This is a genomic window from Pseudomonas asplenii (genome assembly GCF_900105475.1).
In the GTDB taxonomy this organism is placed as follows: Bacteria; Pseudomonadota; Gammaproteobacteria; order Pseudomonadales; family Pseudomonadaceae; genus Aquipseudomonas; species Aquipseudomonas asplenii.
On sequence record NZ_LT629777.1, the window covers coordinates 1044131 to 1070358 of the forward strand.

Consider the following 26228-nt stretch of genomic DNA (forward strand, 5'->3'; position numbering starts at 1 on the left):
TGTGTTTTCAGCCGATCGCCTGCAAGTGTTCGGCAAAACGCTCCGCCAGCCAGCGCCCTGCCGGTCCCAACGGTTCATCGCGGCGCCAGACCAGTTCGACCACCAGCGCCGGCGGCGTCCACTCACTGATCAACTCGACCATCTGTCCCTGATACGTCGGATACTGCACCACATGACGCGGCAACCAGGCCCAGCCGAGGCCACGGATCAGCCATTCGGCCATGACATAGAAACTGTCGGCGCGCCAGACCTGCGGGCTGGCCGCCTCGCTGCCGGGGTAGGCACTCGATTGCGTGGACATCAGTAACTGCCGATGCTGCGCCAGTTGCTGGCAATTCACCCGCGTCCAATCCGCCATCGGATGGCCGACGCCGCAGACCGTGACCATTTCGATACTGCCCAGCACCCGCCGCTCCAGGGCCTCGGGAATCTGGTCGTGGTAGAACAGCAGCCCGAGGTCGGCACGCCGTTCCACCAACTTGCGCGCGACATCGCCCTGGGCCGCACTGGTCAGTTGCACCTCGAGGCTGGGGAAGCGATTGGCCAAGGCCTCCAGGCTGTCGATCACCGGCTGGTAGGGCATCGCCTCATCCTGTGCCAGACGCAGGCAGGCCTCCTGGCCCCGTACCAGCGCCAGCGCCCGGCCATTGAGCCGTTCGCATTGGCGCAGGACCTCGCGCGCCTCCTCCAGCAGCGACTCGCCCGCCTCCGTCAACCGGGGCTGGCGTCCGCTGCTGCGCTCGAACAGGACAACGCCAAGGTCTTCCTCGAGCAGGGCAATTGCCGAACTGATCGCCGATTGTGCCTTGCGCTGATGGCGGGCCACCGCAGAGAACGAACGCTGCTCGGCAACGCTGACAAACAGACGCATCTGTTCCAGATTCCACTGCATATGACCATCAACCTATCTTTATTACAGATAGGTAATGACTTTACCCCATCTGCTCAATGTCTAAAATGCCACCTCATCAGAAGGCCAAAGAAAGACAGGGGAGACCACTTCATGAACGCCTACTACTACCTCGCCATCGCCATTTGCGCCGAAGTCATCGCCACCGTTTCGATGAAAGCGGTCAAGGGCCTGAGCACGCCACTACCCCTGGTCCTGATCATCGTCGGTTATGCCATCGCTTTCTGGATGCTGACGCTGGTGGTGCGTACGGTGCCGGTGGGTGTGGCCTACGCGGTCTGGGCCGGCATGGGCATCGTGATGGTCAGCGTCGCCGCGCTGTTCCTCTATGGCCAGAAACTGGACATGCCAGCCATGCTCGGCATGGCCCTGATCGTCCTCGGCGTGGTGGTGATCCAGTTGTTCTCGAAAACCGCCGGGCATTGATGGCGGGTCAATCGACACCTCCCCGAACCTGTATACTGCGGCCTTAGTCAGAACAACCGAGGTCGCTGCATGCCATCCGCTATTTCCACCGATGTCCTGATTGTCGGCGCTGGCGTCGCCGGCCTCTGGCTGAACGCGCGCCTGCGCCGCCAGGGTTTTTCGACGGTGTTGGTGGAGAGTGCCAGCCTCGGCGGCGGCCAGAGCGTGAAGTCCCAGGGCATCATCCATGGTGGCGCCAAGTATGCGCTGCACGGCGCCCTCACCGGCGCGTCGGAAGCCATCGCCGACATGCCGCGCCGCTGGCGCGAGGCCCTGGCCGGCCATGGCGAACTCGACCTGTCCGAGGTACGTCGGCTGTCGGATGCGCATTACCTCTGGTCTCCCGGCACCCTGGCCGGCAACCTCACCAGTTTCTTCGCCAGCAAGGCCGTGCGTGGCAGGGTCGACCAGGTCAAGGGCGATCAGTTGCCGCCGGCCCTGCAGCACCCACGCTTCAAGGGCAAGGTCTATCGACTGGCCGAACTGGTAGTCGACGTTCCCAGCCTCATCGAACGCCTGGCCGCACTGGCCGGCGACGGTTTGCTGGCCGGGACGAAAATCGAACCGTTGCGGGAAAACGGGCAACTGGTCGGCCTGCGCGTCGATGACCGCGAGATCCGCGCCCAGCGCATCGTCCTCAGTGCCGGTGCCGGCAACGCCGAGCTGCTCCAGGCCCTCGGTCTGAGCCAACCGGCCATGCAGACCCGGCCGCTGCACATGGTGCTGGTCAAGGGCCCGAGCCTCAAGCCACTGTACGCCCACTGCCTGGGCGGCGGTCCCAAGCCACGGATCACCGTGACCACCCATCCGGCAGCCGATGGCCAGTGGGTCTGGTACCTTGGCGGCGATATCGCCGAGGCCGAAGGGGTCGCGCGTGACAGCGAGCAGCAGATTGCCGAGGCGCGCAAGGAGCTCGGCAACCTGCTGCCGTGGATCGACCTGAGCCAGAGCCGCTGGGCCACCTTGCGGGTCGATCGCGCCGAACCTCAGCAATCGGGCCTGACCCGTCCGGATAACGCCTTTCTCGCCGAAGACGGACGCCTGCTGGTCGGCTGGCCGACCAAACTGGCGCTGGCGCCGGACTTCGCCGACCGGGTGATCGCCAACCTGCTGCGCGACGGCATCCAGCCCGGCCATCCGCCCGCGCTGCCCGAACTGCCGCGCCCGGCCATCACCCAAACCGCCTGGGAGCAACTGCTGCCATGAGCCTGCCCACCCTGCACGAACTGCATCGCCCGCTGGGCAGCACCGGTCTGAGTGTTTCGCCGTTGGGCCTGGGCACCGTCAAGCTGGGCCGCGACCAGGGCGTCAAATACCCCAACGGCTTCCAGATTCCCGACGACGACGAGGCCCGCCAGTTGCTCAAGTTGACCCGCGACCTGGGCATCAACCTGATCGACACCGCCCCCGCCTACGGTCGGAGTGAGGAGCGCCTTGGCCCGCTGCTACGCGGGCAACGCCATGAGTGGGTGATCGTCAGCAAGGTCGGCGAGGAGTTCGAAGCCGGCCAATCGCGCCACGACTTCAGCGCCGGACACACACGCCTTTCCGTGGAGCGCAGCCTGCAGCGCCTGGAAACCGACTTCATCGATCTGGTACTGGTGCACTCTGACGGCAACGACCTGACCATCCTCGAACAGACCGACGTCTACCAGACGCTTGCCGAACTCAAGCGCGAGGGCAAGATCCGCGCTTTCGGCTTTTCCGGGAAAACCGTCGAAGGCGGCCTGAAGGCTCTGGAGCACGGCGATTGCGCCATGATCACCTACAATCTGAACGAACAGGGCGAGCGACCGGTCATTGATTATGCGACTGCCCATGGCAAGGCGATTCTGGTAAAAAAAGCCTTGGCCAGCGGGCATGTCTGCCTGAACCCAGGTGTCGATCCGGTACGCGCCAGCTTCGAGTTGCTATTTGAACACCCAGGCGTCGCCAGTGCGATCGTCGGTACCATCAATCCGCTGCACCTGGCCCACAACGCGGCAACCGTGGCACGGGTTATCCGCCAGAACTGATGCCGCCCATGCGGCCGACCCCGACGCAAGAAGGAGCCGACATGCCGCGAACGCTGATAAGAAAGAACCCCAGCAACTTCAAGACACTGCCCCTGTTCGTCGAAGCGACTCCCGAGGGCCTGAGCTACCAGAGCGTCGGGATGCCGCTGAACTTTGCGCAGATCCTGCACAGGCGCAAGCCGGTGAACGTCGCCGATGCCGGACGCTTTGCCCTGGAGCTGGCCAATCTCGGCGTTTCGGTACGGCTCACCCTGCACTGGCAGAACCGTGACTACTGGGTGCTGGTGCGCCAACGCCGACAGGACCGTGGCGACGTGGTGCTCAAGCTGATTTCCGGTTACGTCCCGGCCCAGGAATTGAACCTGCCGCTGCACACCGCCATTCAAGAGATCGCCGAGGAGTGCCTGCTGGAGACGCCGGAAGGCTGGCTGGGCGGACGCTTCAACGACACCTGGCTGCCGGCGCCCTACGCCGCCGCGCTGCATTATCGCGAGGCACTGCCGTTTCGCCTGACACCGCTGTCGGGATCGGCACTCCCCGTGCGCTGCGGTGCGCAACCACTGATGGAACGGCCACGGGCCTACGTACACCTGCCGACGGCATCGCTGCAGTTGATTTATGACCTGCGCCTGGATGTGCCCCGCGAGGCCAAATCCCTGAGCCTGTTCCATGTCGATGAGCGGCTGGAGAACGATGAACTGGTGGCACGCCTGAACCGCTCCCGCCCCGATCTGTACCTGATGCCACTCAAGGACGGCCAGCCCTGTGCCGAGCTGTATACCCTGAAGAAGGATCAATTGATTGCAGCCAGCACACGCGGCCTGTACCTGGCGGAAAGCTTCGCCCGCCAGGACGGCTGGCTGGTGCGCGATGAGCGGATTCGCTGGAAGGACTGGGTTCGCCAGCAAGGCCTGGAGGAACCGGAAAAGGTCTCGAAGCTCAAGCGCCTGACGGGCAAGGCCCGGCAGATCCTGCGCAAGATCGTGCCAGTCAAGGCCGGGCACTGACAGACAGGGCCGGCGTCTACCGAATCAGACGGTAGACGCCGGTCACCCTCAGCGGCTGCGGATCTTCTCGACGATCGCCGTGGTCGAGCTGTTTTCCACCAGCCCCAACACTTTCACCGTACCGCCATAGGCCTTGACGATATCGGCGCCGACCACCTGGTCGATACCGTAATCACCGCCCTTGACCAGAACATCGGGCTTGACCTGGCTCAGCAGGTTTTCCGGAGTCCCCTCCGAAAAACTGATCACCCAGTCCACCGCACCGAGACCGGCCAACACCGCCATGCGCCGATCGACGCTGTTGATCGGCCGACCTGGGCCTTTCAGGCGACTGACCGAGGCATCATCGTTGATCGCGACGATCAGCCGATCCCCCTGGGCACGAGCCTGCTCCAGATAGGTCACATGGCCGGCGTGGAGAATATCGAAACAACCATTGGTGAAGACGATCTTCTCGTTGTGCGCACGCGCATCATCCACCGCCAGCAGCAGTTGCTCGAGCCCCAGCACACCGCGCTCGGAGCCTTCTTCACGCTGGATGGCACGACGCAGCTCCGGCGCACTGATGGCCGCCGTCCCCAGTTTGCCCACCACGATGCCCGCCGCCAGATTGGCCAGGGCCACCGCATGAGGCAGGTCCTCGCCTGCGGCAATCGCCGCCGCCAGCGTCGAAATCACCGTATCACCGGCACCGGTCACATCAAACACTTCGCGGGCCCGGGCTGGCAGGTGCAGGGCCGGATGATCGGGGCGCAGCAAGGTCATGCCGTGCTCGCCACGGGTCACCAGCAAGGCACCCAGATCGAGGTCCTGCATGAGTTGCGCGCCCTTGGCGACCAGCTCATGCTCATCGGCACAACCGCCGACGATGGTTTCGAACTCGCTGAGGTTCGGCGTGATCAGGCTGGCGCCCCGATAGATCGAGAAGTTCTTGCCCTTGGGGTCGGCCAGCACCGGGATACCCCGCGCACGTGCCGCCTGGATCAGCGCCTGGTGGTTTTTCAGCGCGCCCTTGCCGTAATCGGACAGCACCAGCACCTTGATGCCTTCAAGCAAACCATCCACCTCGGCACCCAGGGCCAGGGCGTCAGTGGAGAAAGGTTCTTCGAAATCGATACGCAGCAACTGCTGGTGACGACTCATGACCCGCAGCTTGACGATGGTTGGCTGGTGCGCGATACGCTGAAACAACGCCCGCACGCCAGCGCCCTTGAGGCTGTTGGCCAGGCTGTTGGCCGCCTCGTCGTCGCCGGTGACACCCACCAGGGAGGCTGGCGCCCCCAGCGCGGCAATGTTCAGGGCAACGTTGGCAGCACCGCCCGGGCGGTCTTCGATCTGCTCGACCTTGACCACCGGCACCGGCGCCTCAGGGGAAATCCGTGAGGTACCACCATGCCAGTAACGGTCGAGCATGACATCGCCGACCACCAAGACAGGGGCTTGATCGAATCGCGGCATGGACAACTTCATGGAGCAACCCACATACAAAATGAACAGGGGCGCGATATTAACACAGGGTTGCCGCAGGCTAGCCTATGGCTTCAAGTGAGTGGCTTCGCCCGTGGCGATTGAACGCTTCTTGACCAGAAACGCCAACAGATGCTGGGTCGAAGCCTCCAGCGTCATCGACGTCGTGTCGATTTCGCAGTCAGCATCGAGCGGCACTTCGTAAGGGCTGTCGAGCCCGGTGAAGTCCTTGATCCGCCCGGCCAGGGCCGCCTTGTACAAGCCCTTGGGATCGCGCTGGGAGCAGACATCGAAAGGCGTACTGACATACACGCAGGAGAACTCCTCGGGTTTGAACAGCGAGCGGGCCAGGTCGCGGTCGGCGCGAAACGGCGAAATCGCCGAGACAATAACGATCAACCCGGCATCGACCATCAGGCGTGCCACCTCGGACACCCGCCGGATATTTTCCTTGCGTGCCCTGGCGGACATGCCCAAGTCGCTGCACAGGCCGTTGCGCACGTTATCGCCGTCGAGCAGAAAGGTATGCAGGCCAAGCTGATTGAGCCGCAGCTCAAGGGCATTGGCCAAGGTCGACTTGCCGGCTCCCGACAACCCGGTGAGCCAGATGCAGGAGGGGCGCTGGTGCTTGATCGCAGCCCGCTCGGCCGTGGAAAGTGCCAGGGTGTAAGGACGGATCTGCGGTTTTTCCAGAGGAATCGTTGCCAGTCTATTCATAGCCCAGTAGCTCATAGTCTCGTTGATAGACGCGCCGAACCAGTCGACGGGTTCTGACTGAACAAAAATCTTTTACTGGCTCCACGCGTCGCTGCCGAGAATGATTGAGGTGAGGCAGAGTCGACACAATGCCAATTCGCTCGCAGACGGATTGGAAATCCTGCTCCAGATGCTCTTGGCGACCGATGAAATCCAGGGCCAGTTGACCCAGCGAGTCGACGAGAAAGTCCGTCTGAGGGGCAAAATGCAGTTGTTTCCTGACGTTCTCCGGATGTAGCCAACGATAGACAAAATCGTCGAAATCGCGGTACGCACTTACCAGATTGTGTGCCGATGCGTCCCGACGGCATGGTTCATTACCTTTGAGAAAGGCAAAGGCCGAGTAGGCACGCTCCAGTGGCTCACGCACAAAGGCGAATTTGAAGCTGCTGACATACTGTCCAGGAAAATGATGCTCATACCAGTGCAGCGGCAGATGGCCGGGATGCCGACCACCAAACAATGCTCCACACACACTGCTGCCAGCGCATTTGGGCACATGGATGAACAGACAGGCGCGCTCAGTGAAGAACTCCGGGAACTGAACGTCGCCCGACATGACCTTGTTCACGACCTGCCGATCGACGACCGATAGACGTCCCAGCAGGAATTCTCGTTGAGTCTTGGGTATCAGCTTCCATAGGTAGCGTTGAAACATTCCAGTACCTGTGCAGAAGGAACAGCCCTTCCGTCGATGTCGATGATTCGTTGCCGAACCATAACAATCGCAGGCACCAGGAAATATTTAACGATGGTCAAGCTGTGTAAATATTTAGATACAAAATTCCGACACATTGCACGCCGACCCGACCCGAGAGTGATATCTCACTCCCGGGCGTATGACTCACGCGATCCCGGCTGAAGTCGACTCATCCAGTCCCATGGCATGCAGGCGTGAGTAGTAGCCGTTCTTTTCCAGTAACTGGGAATGGCTACCCCGCTCGACTATACGTCCCTGATCCATGACCAGAATCAGGTCGGCCTTCTCGATGGTCGACAAACGGTGGGCAATCACCAGGGTGGTGCGCCCCTTCATGACCTTGTCCAGCGCGGCCTGGATGTGCCGCTCGGATTCGGTGTCGAGTGCCGATGTAGCCTCATCGAGAATCAACAGTGGCGCGTTCTTGAGCAGGGCACGGGCAATGGCCAGACGCTGGCGCTGACCACCAGACAGCAGGACGCCGTTCTCGCCGACCTGGGTATCCAGCCCCTTGGGCAACTGATCAATGAAATCCTTCGCGTAGGCGTCGCGAACAGCCTTCTCGATTTCCTCGCGAGGCGCACCCGCCAGATCGCCATAGGCGATGTTGTTGGTAACCGTATCGCTGAACAACGTGACGTGCTGGGTCACCTGGGCGATATGTCTACGCAGATTCAGCAGGCGGTACTCTTCAATCTCCAACCCATCCAGCAGGATTTCGCCCTGCTCATGGTGATAGAAGCGTGGAATGAGGCTGGCCAGGGTCGACTTGCCACTACCGGAGCGCCCTACCAACGCGACCATCTGACCCGGCTCGACGCTGAACGATATGTCGTCCAGCACCAGGCGCTCGGTCCCCGGATAGGTAAAACTCAGGTTACGGACATCCAACCGCCCCTCGATCACATCCCGCTCGACGGTGCCGTGATCCACTTCCGGGGCCACATCCAATTGTTCGAAGATGCTCTCGGCACCCGCTACACCTTTCTGGATGGTCGAACTGACCTCAGACAACTGGCGGATTGGTTTTGGCAGCAGACCCGCCAGCGTGATGTAGGCGACCATGTCGCCCGCCGAGGCGTCACCGCGCAGATAGAGCACCAGGAACATCAGTACTGCCATCGCAATGTAGATCACCAACTGCAGCATCGGCGTATAAATAGCGCCAGTACGGGTCATGCGCAGTTGCTTATCGGTATTGCTCTGGCTGGCATTCAGGAAACGTTTTTGCTCGTAGGTTTCTCCACCAAAACTGCGAACAACGCGATAACCCTGGATGGTTTCGGAGGCTACATGGGTCACATCCCCCATCGCCACTTGGATTTTCTTGCTCTGCTTGCGAAATTTCTTGCTTGCCGTACGCACCATTACCGCGATCAGCGGCAGGATGGCAATCATGACCAGTGTCAGACGCCAGTTCATGAACAACAGCGAGACGAAAAGGAAAATCACCGTCATGCCTTCACGAAACACGACCTTGATCGCATCCGTGGCCGCCCCGGTGACCATGGTGACGTTGAAGGTGATACGTGAAATCAGATGGCCAGAGTTATGTTGGTCGAAGTAACGGTTTGGCAGTGTCAGCAGGTTGTTGAACAACTGAACCCGCAAGTCGTGAACCAGACCGAGGGAGACCTTGGCCAGCAGGTAGTTCCCCAGGTATGAGCCCAACCCCTGCCATGCGGCAATCAGGATGATCAGTAGCGGCACGGCCTGCAGCAATTGCAGGTCACGTAGATAAGGCACGTTGGGGAACAGCGCGGCTTCGGGATTGGACAGGCCATCGACAAAATACTTGAGGATGTAACCCAGCATGGGCTGCGTCGAAGCGAAAATCAGGAACCCGACGATGCTGAGCGAGAACAGACCTATGTAAGGTCGCACATAGCCCAGCAGGCGGAAGTAGACTTTCAAGCTAGACGGGCTTGCGGAGAGACTGGATTCGGTCATGTCACGCGGCGGTAATTGAAAAAGGAGGCTGACTTTAGCACAGCTTCTCTGTTGTACTGAGTACCACTTGGCTCCAAGCCCCTGCCGACCCGGTAGACGACATTAAATAGCCAGTAAGTTAGTATGGCCTTTCATCTTTCGGAATGATTTTTAGCATGCATTTCAGTGGCTTGAATAACGCCTCCAATCGAGTGTTCGATTTCATCTGCCTGTGGCTGCTGCCCTTGGGTTACCTGCTGCTGTTAAGCGACATGTTCTTTCTGCCGGGTCGCAGCATGCATCACAAGATCTACTACGCGCTGTTCAGCGCACCGGCCCTGATCGCCCTGCTCATACGGCCACGAGAGCTCAAGGAGCTAATACGCGAACCGCTGTTCATCGCCATCCTGGCGTTCGTCGTGTGGACGATCCTGAGTCTGCTATGGAGCCCGCCAGTACCGGATGCCTGGAGCGACACCAAGCCGCCGCTACATACTCTGATGCTGTTCATCGGTTGCACCCTGCTGGTGCGCTACCGACCGGACAGCCTGCAACCGCTGCTGTTCTGCGCGGCCCTCATCGGCCTGGGCGCCACCCTGTACAATCTCTACATATTCTGGCGAACCCACACGCCGGAACTACGCATGGTCGGTGCCGGCGCTTTCGACAACCCGCTGCTCAGTTCCCATGTATTCGGCTTTTTCTGCGTTTACTGGATGAGTCTGAGCATGCTCTGCAAACGCCCGCAGACGCTATTGCTGAGCCTGCCGGCGCTGCTGATCATGTTCTGCGCTGTTGTCGCCACCGGTTCGCGAACCCCTCTCGTCGCGCTTACCCTCGCAGCCCTGTGGTTGAGCTTCATCTGCTGGAACCGTCGTTCACTGCTGGTTCTGGGAACGATGCTGGCATGTGGCATCGTAGTCTTCAGCTTTTTTTCCGAAATGCTTTTCGAACGTGGCAACTCGTTCCGCTTCGAACTGTGGCGCATGACCCTGGAGCAGATCGTCCTCCACCCCTGGATCGGACACGGCTACAACGCCGAGTTGAGCATCGATCCCGGAACCGGCTACAACCTGAGCGAACCCCACAACTTTGCCCTCGGTGTGTTCTTCTATGCGGGGATAATCGGCTTCCTGCCTTGGGCCTTCATGCTTGGCTGGGGTCTCTTGAGCAGTTGGCGACAACGCGCACAACCACTATTCATCCTGGCCTCCAGCTGGCTGGTATTCGGCATAGGCGCCGGACTTACCGAGGGCGGCGGCACGCTGTCACGTCCTAAAGAACACTGGTATCTGCTCTGGGTACCTCTGGCGCTGATTCTCGCCCTGACCGTAGCTCGCCGCACCTGGCGTCTGCTGGACAGGCACGTACGGGCGCTGGATGCGGCCACCTTTGCGGAACTGACCCGCGACTCTCGAATCATCGAAGAGGACGGCTTGGGTCCCAAGGTTTTGTGCCTGCAGAACGGAGAATACCTGAAGCTCTTTCGCTCGCGCCGGTTCTACAGTTCCGGCAGTTTCTATCCACAGTCGGAACGCTTCGCGGTCAACAGCGACCGTTTGCGTGCTATCGGCATTCCGACCCCGGAGATTCTCGACCTTTATCACCTCAACGGTGGCAGCACCGCCGTGCACTACCAGCCGCTACCAGGCCAGACGCTACGCCAGGTGCTTCAATCGGTAGGATCTGGAGCAGTACGTGAAGCACTGATTGAGCGTTTCGGCAGCTTTCTGGGGCAACTGCACGAGCGCGGGGTCTATTTCCGCTCGCTGCACCTGGGCAACGTCCTGCTGCTGGAGGATGGTGAGTTCGGCCTGATCGACCTGGCTGACATGCGAGTCTACCCCTCACCTCTGAGGCAAGCACTGCGCCAGCGGAACCTGCGTCATATGCAGCGTTACCGCGAGGATCGTGGATGGCTCTTTGAAGAGCAGCTACCAGCGCTACTCAAGGGTTATGCTTCGACAGCCTCCGATCATTCAGCCACCTGCCTGCGCAAGGAGGCACAACTCCTGACACTGGCCACCAAGGCCTGATGGGCTCTCGACGCAGCACCGCCCAGGGTGCTGCGACTGCTTGCGCAAATCAGCACTGGCGTTGCCGGGCGTACGCCAGAAATCCTTCGATATCTTCGCTGCACAGCTTGTCGGCCAAACCGTACAGCTCTTCTTGCGGCCAATCCCACCAGGCACTGGCCAGCAAGGCCTGACGCTGCTCCTCGGGAAAACGCCAGCGCAGGAAGCGAGCCGGATTCCCCCCCACCACCGCATAAGGCTCCACGTCACGGGTCACCAGGGCACCCGCCGCAATGATCGCTCCGGTTCCCACTGTGACGCCGGACAACAGCGTGCAGTTGGAGCACAACCACACATCGTTGCCAATCGTCACGTCCCCATGAGTGCCGCTGTAGCCGCTGATATGCGAGGCCTGCGAAACCATGGCAGGGAACGGAAAGGTTGTCACCCAGTCGGCGCGATGATGACCTCCGAGAAAGATCTGCACCCCTTCGGCAATAGAGCAATAGGCACCTATATTCAGGGTCGAACCTTCCTGCCAGTCATGGACCTGAGGCAAGCCATAACTTCCCTGACCAAAGCCATAATCGGGATAACGCTGCTTGAAACGAACAGCTCCACGCTCGATCTTCGGCAACTTGCGGATCGCCCGCTTGGCCCGCTTTTCGAAAAACCGCTGAATCCAGCCCATACCTCAAGCTCCGCTCAATTTTTTTCCAGCGGGGAAAAGTACAACCGTGCCAGAGCCTTCCAGGTTTTCCCCGTCCAGGCCCTGAACGGGATCTGCGCCAACAGCTCGCGAGCCAGCTTGCGATCACGGTTGGAGGTTTTCAGGAACATCGAGTTGAGGAACTTGTAACGTACTTGTTCATACAGTGGATGATCGCTGAACAACGCATAGGTGCGCAGGATACTGTCGATCATGAAACGGTGATTCTTGTAGGAGTTGGTCGCGTGCTTGCGATAACGCGCCATCAGCACACCAAGCCCATCGATAAAGTAACCGGCACGGGTGATCTTCAGCTCGATCAGCAAGTCCTCAAGCCGGATCTGCGGGTCGAACCCGCCGACCTTATTCAGCGCCTCGCGACGGATGAGCAAGGTGGGCGCTGGCGGATAAGGCTTGCGCTCAAGGAACATATCGTCGAAATCCAGACGGCGAAACGGCACGTCACGACGCTGGCGCTTCTCCGGGAAGAGATTGCCCTCGGAGTCGATCAATTCGATGTTGCCCGCACAGATCCCCACCTCGGGCTTGCCATCCATGTGGGCGACCTGAATGGCGATGCGCTCGGGCAGCATGATGTCATCGGAACCAAATGGCGCAATCAGACTGCCATGGGAACGCGCAATCGCACCGTTGAGCGTGTTGGTCAGGCCCTGGTTCTTCTGGACCTGAAAATCGAAACCATGCTCCGCCTGCAGACGACGAATACGTTCGACGCTGTCATCGGTGGAGCCGTCATCGACCACCAGCAACTCGATGTTCGGATAAGTCTGGTTGAGCACACTGAGAATACTCTGCTCAATGTAGGGACCGTGGTTGTACGAGGCGATAATCACCGTCACCAGGGGCTGGGCGTCTGTCATGGATATTCCTTACCAGCCTGAGCCAGGCCTGATTCAATCAACTCCAGGTATTGCTGACGGAATACCTCGATATCGTGTTGATCCTGCAGATAGCGATAGCTCTGTTCGCCCTTGGCCCGCAGAGCCTCGTCCGACAGACCGAGGTAGTTGTCCAGGGCTGCCTTCAGGGCCGGTACATTGGCCGGCTCCACCGCCAGGCCATCGGCGCCCTGAATCAGTGGCAACATGGCCGGAACACTGGATGCGATGACCGGCAAGTGCCCGCTCATCCCCTCCAGCAGTGCCAAGCCAAGGCCCTCGGCGAGGGAAGGCATGGTCCAGACATCGAAGGCACGTACATACTGCAAGGCGTTCTCACGAAAACCGAGCAGGTGGGCGCGTCCCTCAAGACCGAGGCGGTCGATCTCCTCTCGCAAACGTGCCTCCTCGCGACCGGCACCGATAATCACCAACTGGGTGTCGGGATATTTGTCCTTGAGAGCGGCAAAGGCCTGCAGCAGGTAAGTGTGCCCCTTGACCGGCACCAGGCGCCCCAGCGCACCGACCAGACGCGCCGACGGTGACAGCCCCAATAACTCGCGGGCCCGTTCGCGCGAATGCTGCAGACCCTCGGCCTGCTGGATATCGATTGCGTTGGTGATCGCATAGGTGTTGGCGTCGGTGAAACCACAGCGGCAGTCCAGCAGATACTGCTTCACTGCAGGCGAAACACCAACGAAACGCCAACTCTTGTCGATCAGACTCTGGGCCTGCCGACGCCGATAGAACCGGTCATACTCGCCAAAACCGTGGGAGATACCGATACACAGGGGAATCTTCAACCAGCGGTTGAGTTGCAACAACATGTTGACCGGCTTGAAGCGATTGCACACCACTACATCAAATTGCTCCCGACGGCAGAATTTGTACAATTGCCACATGGCCCTGAGGCGCATGCCTTTAAGGGAGCTGTCGGAGAACTCGAAGTAGACGGAGTGATCAGCCCGGCTCACGGCCTCGCCCTGACCGGGGCGTCCACGCAGGAACGCCGCCGTAACCTCGAAGCGCTCGACAGGCAGGGCCTTGACGATCTGTTCTGCCAAGTCGGCAAAATCGTGCGACTTGACGTTATAGTCCGGCTGCAGTTGCAGGACCTTGAAACGTTGACTCATAAATCTCCCCGCTGAAACCCTGTCGCATCAATGGTCCACGCCAACTCCCGAGCCAGCAACTGGAGTTGCCCGGGATCGGTTTCAGGTAGCCTGGACCACTCATTGCGCTTCCAGCACACAAAGTGAAAATATGGAAAGGAGCGATCACCATCTCGATCGTTGGTCAGGCGACCGTTACGCCAGTGCCAGCGATGCGGAAAATCACAAGTCCCATCGTGCCATTTGATCACGCCACCAGGCGTGCTGAAGCACTCGGTGAATTCACTGCGCCGCCGCCAGGGATTGAATTTACCCACCAGATTGAACAGCGGCTTGGGGAAGTTCTTTCGCCACAGGAAAATACGACTGAATGCACCCTCATCCAGCGCATGATGCTCGTGATCGGTAAAACGTTCGCGCCAGCTCTTGATCCGCATGAAGACCTCACGTTTGCGCTTGGTATTACGCATCAGGCATAAATGTCCCGCGACCCGCCTTTCGTGAGTGGAAAACAAATCGTAACCGGCCAGGCGCTCGGCGGTGAAATACTCGCGCAAGTTGCCGTATACCAGGTCAATGTCGCCAAACGCCCAGAAGTCATAGCCTTCCAGCCGGTCAGCATGGATATAACCCAGAGCTGGTTTGATATCACAGAGTTTGTAGGCCGCCTTGGGTGCAAAATCGATCTCGAGTCGACGTGAAACATGCTGGCAATAATCGCCAAAACTCATACTCTCGATAGTGACATTGGGCGGCGTGTTCTCCGGTATCCCGCAATCGCTGAACAGCAGCCAGTCGATGTCCGGATTGTGCCGGCAGCTTTCCAGAAAGAACGGCATCCAGAATGGCCAGGACCCAAAGTACGGAATAATGAAAAGAATACGCGGGATTGGATCAGCCATTGATAACTCACTGTAGGTTTCTGTAACGCCAGGGCAATACTATGCCTGGGGACGGAGCTACCAACGCTTGAGCAACCAGAACAGCTCATGCCGCCTGACTGCCTTGCGAAAGAACTCGTTCTCGCCGTAGGGGGATTGTACCCTACGAGCCAGAAGCCACTGTATCGAACGGCGCAGCCGACGCTTTAACGGCGCACGCGGCTGCAGGTCATGCATCATGCCCAACGCCATGGCCTTGTCGCGTTGTTGCTCCAGAGACAGTGACAAGCAGTAGGGTTGCATTGGTTGCGCATCGAAGACCGGCGGCAGGGCGACACCTGCTCCCGAATCGCCCATGGGCCAGCGGTCGTTGTCATGCAGGTGGTTGGCATACCCCAACAACGTCGTCGGCTGCCATTCCAGCCCCTCCAAAGCCTCCATCACCGCAGCCTGGGCACAGATATGATCCGGGTGCGGATCGAGAGAGGCATGCGGCAACACAATCATCTGCGGTCGAGCACGACTCAGCAGTTCGCGCAGGTCGGCCAGCAGATTGTTCCAACTGGGCACGCCATCCCGGTCGGCCGGCAAGGCGAACGGATTGAATTGGCGAAACAGGCGGATATCCTCCAGCTCGGCCTCGCGGGACGCCACTGGCTGGTCTGGCGCAGCCTGCATGGCTGGCAGTTGCAGGCAGAAGTAACCGAGCTGCACGCAATGAGCCTGCGACACACCGGCCCAGCGCGGCACCGCGATGCTGTCCCAGGCCCGCAGCCGGCCCTTGAGCCGCGCAGCCTCGGCACGGGGCAGCCCCATCGCCTGGTAGTGCTTGGCCTCGATTTCACCTGCGGTCAGGGTCACGATCCAGGTTTCGTCGGCTTGACTGTACAAACCGTAGGCGGCCAGCTCGGCATCGTCGGCATGGGGAGCAATCACCATCACTCGCTGTCGACGCAGGTCCGGTTGACGGAACACCCACAGGACCGGCTCACCGAGCCAGCGACAGAAACGCCCGCGCAAGCGCAATGAACCCGCGACCAATGCCGGGGCGAAGCCGCCGAGGTTGAGGTAACGCAAACCATTGACGCCGCGCTCGAAGGTCTGGCGGTCGGTCGATTGCGCCCCCTGGATTTCAATGACCGGATCGAGGAAACGTCCCAGCCAACGGCTCTTGAGTCTGATCGCCAGGATCAGGGTTTCATCGCCGGCCAGCTCCACAAGCCCGTCCAGCTTCAACAAGCCACCTTCCAAACGAGCCGCGATCTGTTCACTGCCCTCGGGAAAGGCATATTGATAGTCGTCGCCCGGCGCGTAGAACAGGTGATCGGCAAACCAGGCTTCATGGGCAACCCAGGCCAACAGAGCGAGTACCGGCGGCAACCACCAGGCCAGCAGCACGCCGACTGCGACCAGCAGAACCAGACCCATCAACAGCGCCAGGCGCTTGTTACGTCGGTGACGCTTTAGCAACTGCTGTTTACGACTCATACCTTGAGGCTCATACCTTGAATACTGGCACGGGGTTGCACCAACGATCCTTGTACTCACGGTCCGCGCGTCCGAACGAAAAGCGCAGCGCCTTGCCCAGCGCCCGAGCATCTTCCCAGGCACTCTGAGTATTAAGGAAGCTCAGCACGCTGCCGGGGCTGAATGCACGAGTTTCGGGATCGACACCGCCATTGATGTACTCGATGCTGATCCACTCGGGCGCCTCGACGCGGTAGATCAACTGCACGGCGATCGGCGCATCATTGAGGAAGATCACCGAGCCGATCAGAAACTCGCGCAGCAGCTCGACGACCTCGGCCATGCGTGCAGCGCCGGTCGCGGCGAAACCCCAGCGGCGCTGAAAAAGGTCGCAATAGATCGCCGCCAGTTCGGCACTGGAAAACTCGGTCACCGGCCGTACCGCACCTCCTGCCTCTTCAAGCAGACGCAGTTCACGGCGCTGGTTATAGCGGAACTTCTTCGACAGATCTTCTGGCGAGCGAGCCATTGCCAACTGTTCGGCTTGCGCATGCAGGCCGCTGAAACGGCTAGCGTTCAACTCGGACAGATAACGACCCCGATGGCGCAGAGGCGCCAGCGCGCCTACCGCCGCAGGCAGAATCAGCTCGGCATTGCCCAGATCAAACAGGCCCTTCTTGCCCTGACGCTTGAGCACGTCCTTGGACAGCGCCAGATCACGCCCCCAAGTCGGGATCGCGGCTTTAAGTTCACCGCCCTGCTCGAAAGCCAGGTAGCGCACCGCAATGCCGGCCAAGCCAGCCAAACGCTCGACTACCAACGGGTGCGTCGCAACGCTGCCGCCGAAACGCTGCCAGGCTTCGTTGTAGGTCGCGGCATCCACCACCGACCAGCCACGCTCGCGCCAACCCTGGAATAGGTTGAGCATCAGGCCTCCGCTACCAGGTCGGTGACATGCGGCAGGTGCCAGAAGTTCTCGCGGACCGCTTCGTCCGAGAACCGCTCATGCAGCCGCGCCAGCATCCGTTCAGCGCAGGACGCACGCTGCTCGTCGTCCAGCGCAGCCAGGTGTTGAAGCCCTTGGGCCAGATGCTCGACATCGCCGAGCGGGAAAAGGATCCCCACGCCTTCGACTACTTCCTTTGCGCCACCACAGGCGGTAGCCAACAACGGTCGACCGGCAGCCATGGCTTCGAGCAGTACCATACCGAACGGCTCGTGATCGGAACTCAGCGCAAACACGTCGAAGCCACGAAAATAACGTCGCGCGTCCGGGACCTGGCCGAGGAACAACACATGCTCGGCAATCCCAAGTTCAACGGCCAATGCCTTCAAGTTCTGCTCCAGGCGTCCCGTCCCGAGAATCGCCAACCGGCTGTTGTTCGGCAGACGTTCCAGCGCCTGGGCAAATCCACGAATCAGGGTTGCCTGGTCCTTGTCCGGATGCAGTCGGCCGACATTGCCGACAATCCAGGCATCGGCCGGCAAGCCAAGGGCCGCACGTGCTTCAGTCGTCGAGAGCTGCGAGGCTTGCAGCGCATCGATGTCGATGCGGTTATAGAGTGTACGAATCCGCTCGGTTGGCCACTTCGGCAAACACTGGCGCATGTCGTCACGCACGGCATCGGAGACACCGAGCAAGCTCAGGCGCTTGCGAAATAGATGAGCGAACAGCTTACGACTACCACGAGCATAATCACCAAACGCATGGTGCACACCGATAACCGGCAGCGCCGTTCCGAGCAAGGCGATATAGATCGGTTTGAAACGATGGGCGATGCAGAAGCTGAAGTCGCGCGAGGTAGCAATCTTGCGCAGATCGCCGATAGCGCCGAGTTTGAGACCACGAATCGCCTTGGAACTGTACTCCATGAACAGCACTTCATCCGAAGCACAGCCAGCGGCGACCTCCGCATCGGCGACCCCGGTGAGAAACACCGTGGTCACGCGGTAGCCGGTACCCCGGAACAGGCTGGCGTACTGACGGGCACAATCGAGAAACGGCCCGTCATACCCATGACAGAACTGCAGCACATGGCGCTCAGCCGAGCGTGTCATAAGCATCCGCGCCGTCTTTGACCACAAGGATATCTTCCATGATCAGGTACTGCAGGTCGGAGCCGAAGAACATGTTCAGCGCATCGGTCGGCGAGCAGATCATCGGCTCACCACGACGGTTCAGCGAGGTGTTCAGGGACACGCCGTTGCCGGTCAGTGTTTCCAGGGCCTTCATCATGTCGTAGTAGCGCGGGTTGTATTCGCGCTTGAGCACCTGGGCACGGGAAGTGCCGTCTTCGTGGACGACTTCCGGCACACGGGTTTTCCACTCCTCGGCCACTTCGAAGGTGAAGGTCATGAACGGCGCCGGGTGATCGATCTTGATCATCTGCGGCGCAACGGTGTCGAGCATCGACGGGCAGAAAGGCCTCCAGCGCTCGCGGAACTTGATCTGGTGGTTGATCCGGTCCGCCACACCGGCGACGCTCGGGCAACCGATGATCGAGCGACCGCCCAGGGCACGCGGACCGAACTCCATACGGCCCTGGAACCAGGCTACCGGATTGCCGTCGACCATGATCCTGGCGATCTGCTCCGGCATATTGTCCAGCTTGCGCCACTTCGGCGCATTCGGGTGCCGGGCACAGGCCGCGATCACATCTTCGTTGCTGTAGGCGGGGCCGAGGTAGACGTGCTCCATCTTCTCCACCGGCACACCGCGGGCGTGGGACACGTAGGCTGCCGCGCCGACCGCCGTACCGGCATCGCCGGACGCCGGCTGGACGAACAGCTCCTTGAGGTCATCACGGGCGATGATCTTCTGGTTCAACTTGACGTTCAGCGCACAGCCGCCAGCGAAGGCCAGCTTGCCGGTTTCCTTGAGGACGTCGCCCAGATAGTAGTCGATCATCTGCAGCGCGAGCTTCTCGAACAGCGCCTGCATGCTGGCCGCATAGTGGATGTATGGCTCATCGGCGATATCGCCTTCACGCTTGGGCCCCAGCCACTCGATCAGCTTCGGCGAGAAGTAGAAACCCTTGCCCTTTTCCTTGTAGCGGCGCAGACCGATGACGTTGGCGTAGTCGGTGTTGATCACCAGTTCGCCATTTTCGAAAGAGGCCAGACGCGAAAAGTCGTACTTGCTGGCATCGCCGTAAGGCGCCATGCCCATCACCTTGAACTCGCCATCGAGCATTTCGAAGCCGAGGAATTCGGTGATCGCGCCATACAGGCCGCCCAGGGAGTCCGGATCGAAGAACTCCTTGATCTTGTGGATCTTGCCGTTTTCACCGTAGCCGAAGAAGGTCGTGGCGTATTCACCCTTGCCGTCGATCCCGAGGATCGCGGTCTTCTCCTTGAAACCGGAGCAGTGATAGGCGCTGGACGCGTGGGCCAGGTGGTGCTCGACCGGCTCGATCTTGATCTTTTTCGGATCGAAGCCCAGTTGCTCCAGGCACCAGACGATTTTATTGCGATAGCGCTTGTAGCGACGGTTGCCCATCAGGATCGCATCGAGGGCGCGATCCGGGGCGTACCAGTAACGCTTGGCGTAGTGCCAGCGAGCCTTGCCGAACAGGCTGATCGGGGCAAACGGGATCGCCACCACATCGACATCGGACGGCTTGATGCCTGCCTGCTCCAGGCAGAACTTCGCCGATTCATAGGGCATGCGGTTCTTTGCATGTTTATCGCGTACGAAGCGCTCTTCTTCGGCGGCCGCAATCAGCTTGCCGTCGATGTAAAGGGCTGCGGAAGGATCATGGCTAAGGGCGCCGGACAGGCCAAGAATCGTCAATGCCACAGGGGTCTAGCCTCTTTAAGTCTGCATGCAGGCGGCGATGCGCCTTGAGAAAATGTGTCCTCGCAAGGGGCGAGAAACAGCTAAAGGGCGGGATTATAGCGTAAAAGTGGCGACAAGCCTCTAGCGGCAAGCCGATCGCCGCGCAGCAAGGGCTCGCGGCGATCACACGGTCAATTGGCCGGTTCGGGAGTCTTGGGCAGCCGCCCGTCTATGACCTGATACAACGCACTGCTCTCAGGCCAGTTGCGCATGAACCGCGCACGATCACGGGCATAAGCCGGGGCAAAGCTGCTTGCAGAATGATGCTGGCGCAGCGAGTCCAGATCGATCAGCGTCCAGCGCCCCTCGTGCCAGAACAGGTTATGCCCCTTGAAATCGCCATGGCTGATGCGCTCGCGAATCAGATCGGCAAACAGTTGATCCAGCGCCTGCAACTCTGCCTCGGGCACAGCGCCGTTATCGACATAGGGTGCAAAGCGCTCAATGATATCCGGCCCCGGCAGATACTCGGTGACCAGATAGGCCTGGCGCCGCAACCCGCAAAAACGCTTTTCCAACACCGCCAACGGTCTGGGCGTGGCAATTCCCAGAAACGCCAGGCGATTGCCTTCGCGCCACGAATGCCAGGCACGACTGGGGCGCCAGAAACGCTTGAGCCAGTGGACAAAACCCTTGATGTTGTAGCGTTTGAGCAGCAGCGTGCGGCCAGTGTCTGTCTCGATTCGACCGACACTGGCCGCGCCGCCCGTCTTGTACAGGTGACCCTGGTCGAGCAGGCGATCGGCCTGGGCCAATACCGGCAGCATGGCCGCCTCTTCCTCGCGACGCACCGCGCGCAAGGCGAACGCTCCGCGCTGCACACTGAACAAGGTGCATTCACGCCCGACCTTGCCGAGAAAGTCCTTCAGGCGCCAGCCACGGATTCTTTCGACCTGCTTGAGCAAGGCTTCCAACGGCAAGGCATGCTCGGCGTTGCTCAGCAGGTAGTGCACCAGCAATTCTTCGATGAAGGGTTCAAAGTGCCGGGGCAACTGAGCAAAAAACACCCCGAGGTTTTCCAGCACTTTCTGCCGGGACAACGGCTTGCCCGCTTCTTCGGCACGAATCCCCGCGCCATCGATCAGGTGCAGTTTGCCGTCATGACGCAGCAGGTTGTCCAGGTGCAGGTCTTCCTGCCACAAACCCTTGCCGTGCATCTGCGCAATTGCGCTCAGGGCCTCTCCCAACACCTGCTGCTGCTCATCAGCCAGGACCGGTAGCGCCTCGACCTGTTTCCAGGCGTCAGCCAGGCTTTCGGCACCCTCCAGGAATTCGAAGAGCAGCCAGCCGCCCTCGCCTTCCTTCAGGCCGTCAGCCAGCAACAGCGGCGTGGTCAGTCCCTGTTCAGCGAGCAGACGCACACCTTGCAGCTCCCGCTGGAAATGCCGAGCGGCCTTGCCGCCTACCAGCAACTTGGCCAACACTGTGCGGCCCCGCCAGACCCCGGCACCGACATAACGCTGGCCAGGCAACACCCGCAACAGACTGAGCAATTGCAATTGCGCGGGACCGGCGGCATCCGCCAGTTCGATGCTCAACGGCAGGACCGGCGTACGCCCGGCAGACTTCAACTCGGAGAGATGCATCAACGACTCCCCTTCTTGCTACGCCGTGCGCCCAGACGCTGCAGCCAGGCATCCACCAACGAACTGTCCACCGGCTGATCGAGATAGGCTGCCAGCAAGGAGCGCACATCGGCCTCACTCCAGACCGGCGCCCGACGCAGTAGAGGCTCCAGATCCTTAACCCGATCACGTTGACCGAACAGCAATGGCCGGGTCTTTTCCAGGTCGATCAACTGCGCCTGGTAACCGTCCGCCGCCTCTTGCAGGAAAATGTGCTTGGGATAGAAACAGCCGTGGATCTGCCGTACCCCGTGCAGACGCCGGGCCAGCAGGCCACAGCAACGCAGGATTGCCTGGCGCTGTGCCGGCGCCAACTGCGACCACTGCTCCAGCAAAGAATCCAGATCGTTCCAGCCATCCAGCGCCCGGGTCAACAACATGGCCCGACGCTCGCCTTTCACCACACGTTCACCGAAGAACACCGCCTGCAACGCTGGAATCTCCAACTGCTGGTAGCGGTTGATATTACGGAACTCGCGAGAGAAGGTCGGCTCTCCGAGGGGACGGTGCAGGGAGCGCGTCAGATAATTGCTCTGGCGCTTGAGGTAATACCCATGCCCTTCCAACTCCAGTCGGTACACGCTGCTCCAGCCACCACCGCTGGTGTTGGGCTCATCCACCGCATCCAGCGCCTTGTTCCACAGCGCATCGAAATTGCCGAGCCCGTGGCGCTCGAGCAATGGGCGGTCGACAGCCGCCAGGAAGTCGGTCATTCCCGTCCCTCGAAAAATCTCAACACGTGGCGAATGCGCCTCTTGTCTGCAGCATTCAGGCGTGTACGTTGGCGATACTGCAGGTAAAACCGCAGCCGCTGGGTAGCCGACAAGTGATACTTGGCAACCTTGTCCAGACAGGCCAGGTCCTTGGTGATCCGATAGCGCAGCCAGAAACCGCGCCAGAACTCACCATTGGGGCAATCGATCAGGAACAGCCGAGCCTGGTCATCGACCAGCAGGTTGCGCCACTTCAGATCGTTATGGGTAAAACGCTGATCGTGCATGATACGCGTGTAATGCGCCAACTGCCGGCTGACGCCATCGACCCAGGCACGATCGCGCAACAATGGGTCGTTGCGGTTGGCCAGAGCAGACATATCCTCGGTATTGGGCAACTCGCGGGTAATCATGGCCCCGCGATGATAGGCCGCACCACGACGCTCCAGCCCCCAACCGACGACATCGGCGGTCGGGATGCCCCACTTGGCGAAACGCTTGAGGTTCTGCCACTCGGACTTGACCCGTGGCTTGCCGACATAACGGCGCATGCCCTTGCCTGCACCGCTGTAACGCTTGACGTAATAATTGACCCCCTCGCGCTTGACCCGGATGACCTCGGACAACGGGTCACGCGTCAGGCGCTCGCCTTCGAGGGCGAACACCGCCTCCAGGCTGCCGAAATCATCCGCCAACGCAGCGTATTCGGGTTCCAGTTTCCAACCCGACATCAGAGCGCATCCCCATAGCGCTGTTTGCGCTGGTAAAGCCGCTCGGCCTTGCCTTCCAGCCAGGCCAGCAGAGGGGCTTCATCACGCAGGATCTGTCGCAGCGGCTGCTGGAAATAATCACGCAGGAAACGCAGCTTGTCGCGACGCGTCAGGCCGATCTCCAGCGCCGAGAAGTACAGCGCCGCCAGATCCTTGTTACGCCAGCGCCGGGTGATGACCGAGCGGGTCTGTGCCCGGTGCAGGTCGATCACCGAGAGCTTGAAATCATCGGCCGTGACCGGCTTGTCGGTATGCAGCAGGAAGTGACAGATGTAGCAGTCGCGATGATTGACTCCGGCGCGGTGCATCATGCCGGTCATGCGCGCCACTTCGGCGATCAGCGCGCGCTTGAGTCGCGGCTCCGGCGGCTGCCGGACCCAGTCGATACTGAAGTCTTCGAGGCTGATCGTCGGCGCCAGTTCCTCGGTGACGATAAACGAGTGCTGACCCGCAGGATTACTGCCGCGCTCACCATAGGCAACAGCGGTCATCGTCGGCACGCCAGCTGCCTGCAGGCGCTGAATCGCCCGCCACTCCTGCCCCGCGCCCAACACCGGCAATTTGGCGGTGAGCAGGTTCTTGAAGATCTCGCCCCAGCCGATGCCACGATGAATCTTCACGAAAAAGCCATGACCGGCGACCTCGGTACGCAAGGTCCGACGCGCCTCCAGCTCACGGTAAACCTCGCCCTGCAAGCGCTCGACCTCGGCGAACGCGTCGCGTCCGGCCCAGAGGCTCTTGAAGGGTTCGGCAAGGATCAACTTCATCGATGCTGCTCCGCCAGAATCACATCCGCAGCGTGCTGCGGCATGCTATAGAGGTCGGCCGTCTCGGCGAAGGCCAGACCGTTGCGGCTCCATGCCGTGCGCGCCGCCCCATCGGACAGCATCCGGTTCAGATATTGATTGAGCTGGTTCTGCTCGAACGGCTCGTCCAGCACCAGGCCGCCATCGGCCTCGGCAATGTAATGGGCATAACCGCAGACCGCACTGACCAGCACCGGCAAGCCGGACACCAGGGCTTCCAGCAGCACGGTACCGGTATTTTCGTTATAGGCCGGGTGAATCAGCAGGTCGGCGCCCAACAGGAAGCGCGGGATATCGCTACGCCCCTTGAGAAACTGCACGTGCTCGCCCAACCCCAGCGCAGCACTCTGCACCTGGAATACTTTGGGGTCGTCCTGGCCGATTACAAATAGCCGGGTGCGTTTTTTCAGTTCCGCAGGCAATGCCGCCAAGGCCTTGAGGCTACGATCGACCCCCTTGGTCTTGAACCCGGAACCGATCTGCACCAGCAGATAATCGTCGTCCGCCAGCTTGAACTCACGGCGGAACTCGGCGCGGATCTCGGCCGCATTGGCCGGCGCGCGCCGATCCTGGGCGATCCCAGGAGGCAGCAGATGGAAGCGCTCCAGCGGCGTGTCGTAATGCTTGATGAACAGCGGCTGCTGGACCTCGGAGATCATCAGGATCTCGGTCTTCGCATCCCGGGCAAACACCGCCCGCTCGTACTCGGCGAAGTGCTTGTAGCGCCCCCAGAAACGGTACAGCGAATGACGCAGGTTTTGCGCCTTGTCCTCGAAGCAGCCGTCGGCGGCGTAGTACACGTCCAGCCCCGGCATCTTGTTGAAGCCGATCAGCCGGTCGACCGGACGCCTGGCCAGATCGGCCTCCATCCAGGCGCTGAGTTTCTCGTTGCGGCGATGGTTGGACAGCGCCTTGACCGGCACCACCAACACTTCGAAGTCCGGAGGAATATCGCCCTCCCAGATCAACGTGTAGACACGGATCTGGTGGCCGCGCCGCTGGCACTCCAGAGCGATACGCATGAAGTCGCGCTGCAGGCCGCCGAACGGAAAATATTTGTACAGGACAAAAGCCAGTTGCATCAATGCCGCTCCTCGGCCAGTAACAACGCGCTCAGCCGACTGGCGACACGTTCGGGGTTGAGGCGCGTGAAGCACAATGGCCATTCACGCTTGAGGTCGAAGCGCTGCTGGTCTTCGGTGGTCGGCACATACGTGCATTTCTTTTGCAGACAGGGTGCGCAAGGGAAGTTGCTCGCCAGGTGAATCTGCGACTTGCCATAGGCACCGGTGAGCCCAGGGTTGGTCGGGCCAAACAGCGATACGGTCGGCACATCCAGTGCTGCAGCAAGGTGGCCGAGCCCCGTATCCACGGCGACACAGGCACTGGCCCCGGCGAGCACCTTCGCCACACCGGCCAGATTCAGCTTGGGTAGCACCACTGCATTTCTCAGACCACGGGCGATACGCTCGGCGCGCGCCTTTTCGACCGGATTGCCCCAGGGCAGGCGCACCTCGACACCCAACTGTCCCATACGCTGGGCCAGCTCCCGCCAATAGCTTTCCGGCCAGTGCTTGGTGTCCCAGGTGGTACCGTGGAGAAACAGCACGAACGGATTTTTGCGTGGCAACTCCACCAGGCGCTCGACGTCGAGCCCATAATCGCCCAGCCCCTTGGGCAGATCGTAGCCCAGGGCAACCGCGAACAACTGGCGCACCCGCTCGACCGCATGCTGACCCCGGGCAACGGCCAGACGCCGGGAATAGAAACGGCTGGCCAGCGGCTCACGGGCCGAATGCTTGTCCAGGCCGGCAATCGGTCCTTTCGCATAACGGGTCAGGAACGCGCTTTTCACCAGACCCTGCGCATCGATCACCAGGTCGTATTGGTTCGCGCGCAGGCTTTGCTTGAAGCGTTTCCACTCACCACTCTTGAAAGTCTGCCAGAGGTTCTTGCGCCAGCGGCGGACCGCCACCGGAATCACCTTGTCCACTACCGGGTGCCAGCTCGGGATCTCGGCAAAACCTTCCTCGACCACCCAGTCGAAACGGATGCCGGGAATCGCCCGGGCCGCATCGGTCAGCGCCGGCAGGGCATGAATCACGTCCCCCAGGGAGGATGTCTTGACCAGCAATACGCGCAAG

At 60.6% G+C, this 26228-nt stretch carries 24 protein-coding genes; 5 read left to right on the plus strand and 19 right to left on the minus strand.

Annotation, left to right across the window (positions count from 1 at the left end; all coding sequences use genetic code 11):
- Positions 1-7: 7 nt before the first annotated feature.
- Positions 8-892 carry a LysR family transcriptional regulator gene (locus BLU37_RS04765; RefSeq protein WP_172833001.1) on the minus strand — a complete coding sequence of 295 codons (885 nt, stop codon included), beginning with the start codon at positions 890-892 and terminating at the stop codon, positions 8-10.
- Between the two features lie 111 nt (positions 893-1003).
- Here BLU37_RS04765 and BLU37_RS04770 point away from each other — a divergent pair, with 111 nt between their 5' ends.
- The 4 genes from BLU37_RS04770 (at position 1004) to BLU37_RS04785 (ending at position 4397) form a co-directional block, all read left to right on the plus strand.
- Positions 1004-1336, plus strand: coding sequence for a DMT family transporter (locus tag BLU37_RS04770; RefSeq protein WP_090202705.1), 333 nt, complete (start codon positions 1004-1006; stop codon positions 1334-1336).
- A 69-nt stretch (positions 1337-1405) separates the two neighbouring features.
- Positions 1406-2581: an NAD(P)/FAD-dependent oxidoreductase gene (locus tag BLU37_RS04775; RefSeq protein ID WP_090202707.1), complete on the plus strand. Its 1176-nt coding sequence runs from the start codon at positions 1406-1408 to the stop codon at positions 2579-2581.
- On the plus strand, positions 2578-3390 hold the full coding sequence (locus tag BLU37_RS04780) for an aldo/keto reductase (RefSeq protein ID WP_090202710.1): 813 nt from the start codon (positions 2578-2580) through the stop codon (positions 3388-3390). Before BLU37_RS04775 ends, BLU37_RS04780 begins: the two co-directional genes overlap by 4 nt.
- A gap of 41 nt (positions 3391-3431) precedes the next feature.
- Complete coding sequence (locus BLU37_RS04785; protein ID WP_010450407.1) at positions 3432-4397, plus strand: hypothetical protein; 966 nt, start codon at positions 3432-3434, stop codon at positions 4395-4397.
- 48 nt (positions 4398-4445) lie between these two features.
- Here BLU37_RS04785 and hldE read toward each other — a convergent pair whose 3' ends face one another.
- The 4 genes from hldE to msbA all read right to left on the minus strand — a co-directional run bounded on the left by hldE (position 4446) and on the right by msbA (position 9270).
- Positions 4446-5867, minus strand: a complete 1422-nt coding sequence (gene hldE / locus BLU37_RS04790) for a bifunctional D-glycero-beta-D-manno-heptose-7-phosphate kinase/D-glycero-beta-D-manno-heptose 1-phosphate adenylyltransferase HldE (protein WP_010450406.1) — start codon at positions 5865-5867, stop codon at positions 4446-4448.
- Positions 5868-5930: 63 nt separating this feature from the next.
- Positions 5931-6581 carry an adenylyl-sulfate kinase gene (gene cysC / locus BLU37_RS04795; RefSeq protein ID WP_090202713.1) on the minus strand — a complete coding sequence of 217 codons (651 nt, stop codon included), beginning with the start codon at positions 6579-6581 and terminating at the stop codon, positions 5931-5933.
- Positions 6574-7278, minus strand: a complete 705-nt coding sequence (locus BLU37_RS04800) for a sulfotransferase family 2 domain-containing protein (RefSeq protein WP_090202716.1) — start codon at positions 7276-7278, stop codon at positions 6574-6576. The genes cysC and BLU37_RS04800 overlap by 8 nt, the downstream gene beginning before the upstream one ends.
- A 186-nt stretch (positions 7279-7464) precedes the next feature.
- Complete coding sequence (gene msbA, locus BLU37_RS04805; protein ID WP_090202719.1) at positions 7465-9270, minus strand: lipid A export permease/ATP-binding protein MsbA; 1806 nt, start codon at positions 9268-9270, stop codon at positions 7465-7467.
- Between the two features lie 155 nt (positions 9271-9425).
- On the opposite strand from msbA, the gene BLU37_RS04810 reads away from it, so the two are divergent.
- Positions 9426-11285 carry a bifunctional O-antigen ligase/aminoglycoside phosphotransferase family protein gene (locus BLU37_RS04810; protein ID WP_090202722.1) on the plus strand — a complete coding sequence of 620 codons (1860 nt, stop codon included), beginning with the start codon at positions 9426-9428 and terminating at the stop codon, positions 11283-11285.
- 49 nt (positions 11286-11334) lie between these two features.
- Here BLU37_RS04810 and BLU37_RS04815 read toward each other — a convergent pair whose 3' ends face one another.
- The 14 genes from BLU37_RS04815 to rfaC form a co-directional block, all read right to left on the minus strand.
- Entirely contained in the window at positions 11335-11955 is a 621-nt protein-coding gene (locus BLU37_RS04815; protein WP_090202725.1) for a CatB-related O-acetyltransferase, read from the minus strand.
- A 14-nt stretch (positions 11956-11969) separates the two neighbouring features.
- Complete coding sequence (locus BLU37_RS04820) at positions 11970-12854, minus strand: glycosyltransferase (protein WP_090202728.1); 885 nt, start codon at positions 12852-12854, stop codon at positions 11970-11972.
- Entirely contained in the window at positions 12851-14005 is a 1155-nt protein-coding gene (locus tag BLU37_RS04825; protein ID WP_090202731.1) for a glycosyltransferase, read from the minus strand. Before BLU37_RS04825 ends, BLU37_RS04820 begins: the two co-directional genes overlap by 4 nt.
- Complete coding sequence (locus BLU37_RS04830) at positions 14002-14886, minus strand: DUF6625 family protein (RefSeq protein WP_090202734.1); 885 nt, start codon at positions 14884-14886, stop codon at positions 14002-14004. The genes BLU37_RS04825 and BLU37_RS04830 overlap by 4 nt, the downstream gene beginning before the upstream one ends.
- A gap of 57 nt (positions 14887-14943) precedes the next feature.
- On the minus strand, positions 14944-16353 hold the full coding sequence (locus BLU37_RS04835) for a PIG-L deacetylase family protein (RefSeq protein ID WP_090202736.1): 1410 nt from the start codon (positions 16351-16353) through the stop codon (positions 14944-14946).
- 10 nt (positions 16354-16363) lie between these two features.
- On the minus strand, positions 16364-17260 hold the full coding sequence (locus BLU37_RS04840) for an antimicrobial resistance protein Mig-14 (RefSeq protein WP_090202739.1): 897 nt from the start codon (positions 17258-17260) through the stop codon (positions 16364-16366).
- On the minus strand, positions 17260-18390 hold the full coding sequence (locus BLU37_RS04845; protein WP_090202743.1) for a glycosyltransferase: 1131 nt from the start codon (positions 18388-18390) through the stop codon (positions 17260-17262). The genes BLU37_RS04840 and BLU37_RS04845 overlap by 1 nt, the downstream gene beginning before the upstream one ends.
- The gene (locus BLU37_RS04850; protein WP_019360957.1) at positions 18374-20131 is read right to left on the minus strand and encodes a carbamoyltransferase family protein; all 1758 of its coding nucleotides are present in this window, start codon (positions 20129-20131) and stop codon (positions 18374-18376) included. Before BLU37_RS04850 ends, BLU37_RS04845 begins: the two co-directional genes overlap by 17 nt.
- A gap of 170 nt (positions 20132-20301) precedes the next feature.
- On the minus strand, positions 20302-21756 hold the full coding sequence (locus BLU37_RS04855; RefSeq protein ID WP_090202746.1) for a lipopolysaccharide kinase InaA family protein: 1455 nt from the start codon (positions 21754-21756) through the stop codon (positions 20302-20304).
- Positions 21756-22508, minus strand: a complete 753-nt coding sequence (locus BLU37_RS04860) for a lipopolysaccharide kinase InaA family protein (RefSeq protein WP_090202749.1) — start codon at positions 22506-22508, stop codon at positions 21756-21758. The genes BLU37_RS04855 and BLU37_RS04860 overlap by 1 nt, the downstream gene beginning before the upstream one ends.
- Positions 22505-23239 (minus strand): lipopolysaccharide kinase InaA family protein, encoded by a 735-nt coding sequence (locus BLU37_RS04865; protein WP_010450389.1) that lies wholly within the window; start codon positions 23237-23239, stop codon positions 22505-22507. Before BLU37_RS04865 ends, BLU37_RS04860 begins: the two co-directional genes overlap by 4 nt.
- Positions 23239-24045, minus strand: a complete 807-nt coding sequence (gene rfaP, locus BLU37_RS04870) for a lipopolysaccharide core heptose(I) kinase RfaP (RefSeq protein WP_090202751.1) — start codon at positions 24043-24045, stop codon at positions 23239-23241. The genes BLU37_RS04865 and rfaP overlap by 1 nt, the downstream gene beginning before the upstream one ends.
- Positions 24042-25166, minus strand: coding sequence for a glycosyltransferase family 4 protein (locus BLU37_RS04875; protein ID WP_090202754.1), 1125 nt, complete (start codon positions 25164-25166; stop codon positions 24042-24044). The genes rfaP and BLU37_RS04875 overlap by 4 nt, the downstream gene beginning before the upstream one ends.
- On the minus strand, positions 25166-26227 hold the full coding sequence (gene rfaC, locus BLU37_RS04880; RefSeq protein ID WP_090202757.1) for a lipopolysaccharide heptosyltransferase RfaC: 1062 nt from the start codon (positions 26225-26227) through the stop codon (positions 25166-25168). The genes BLU37_RS04875 and rfaC overlap by 1 nt, the downstream gene beginning before the upstream one ends.
- Between the last annotated feature and the right edge of the window lies 1 nt (position 26228).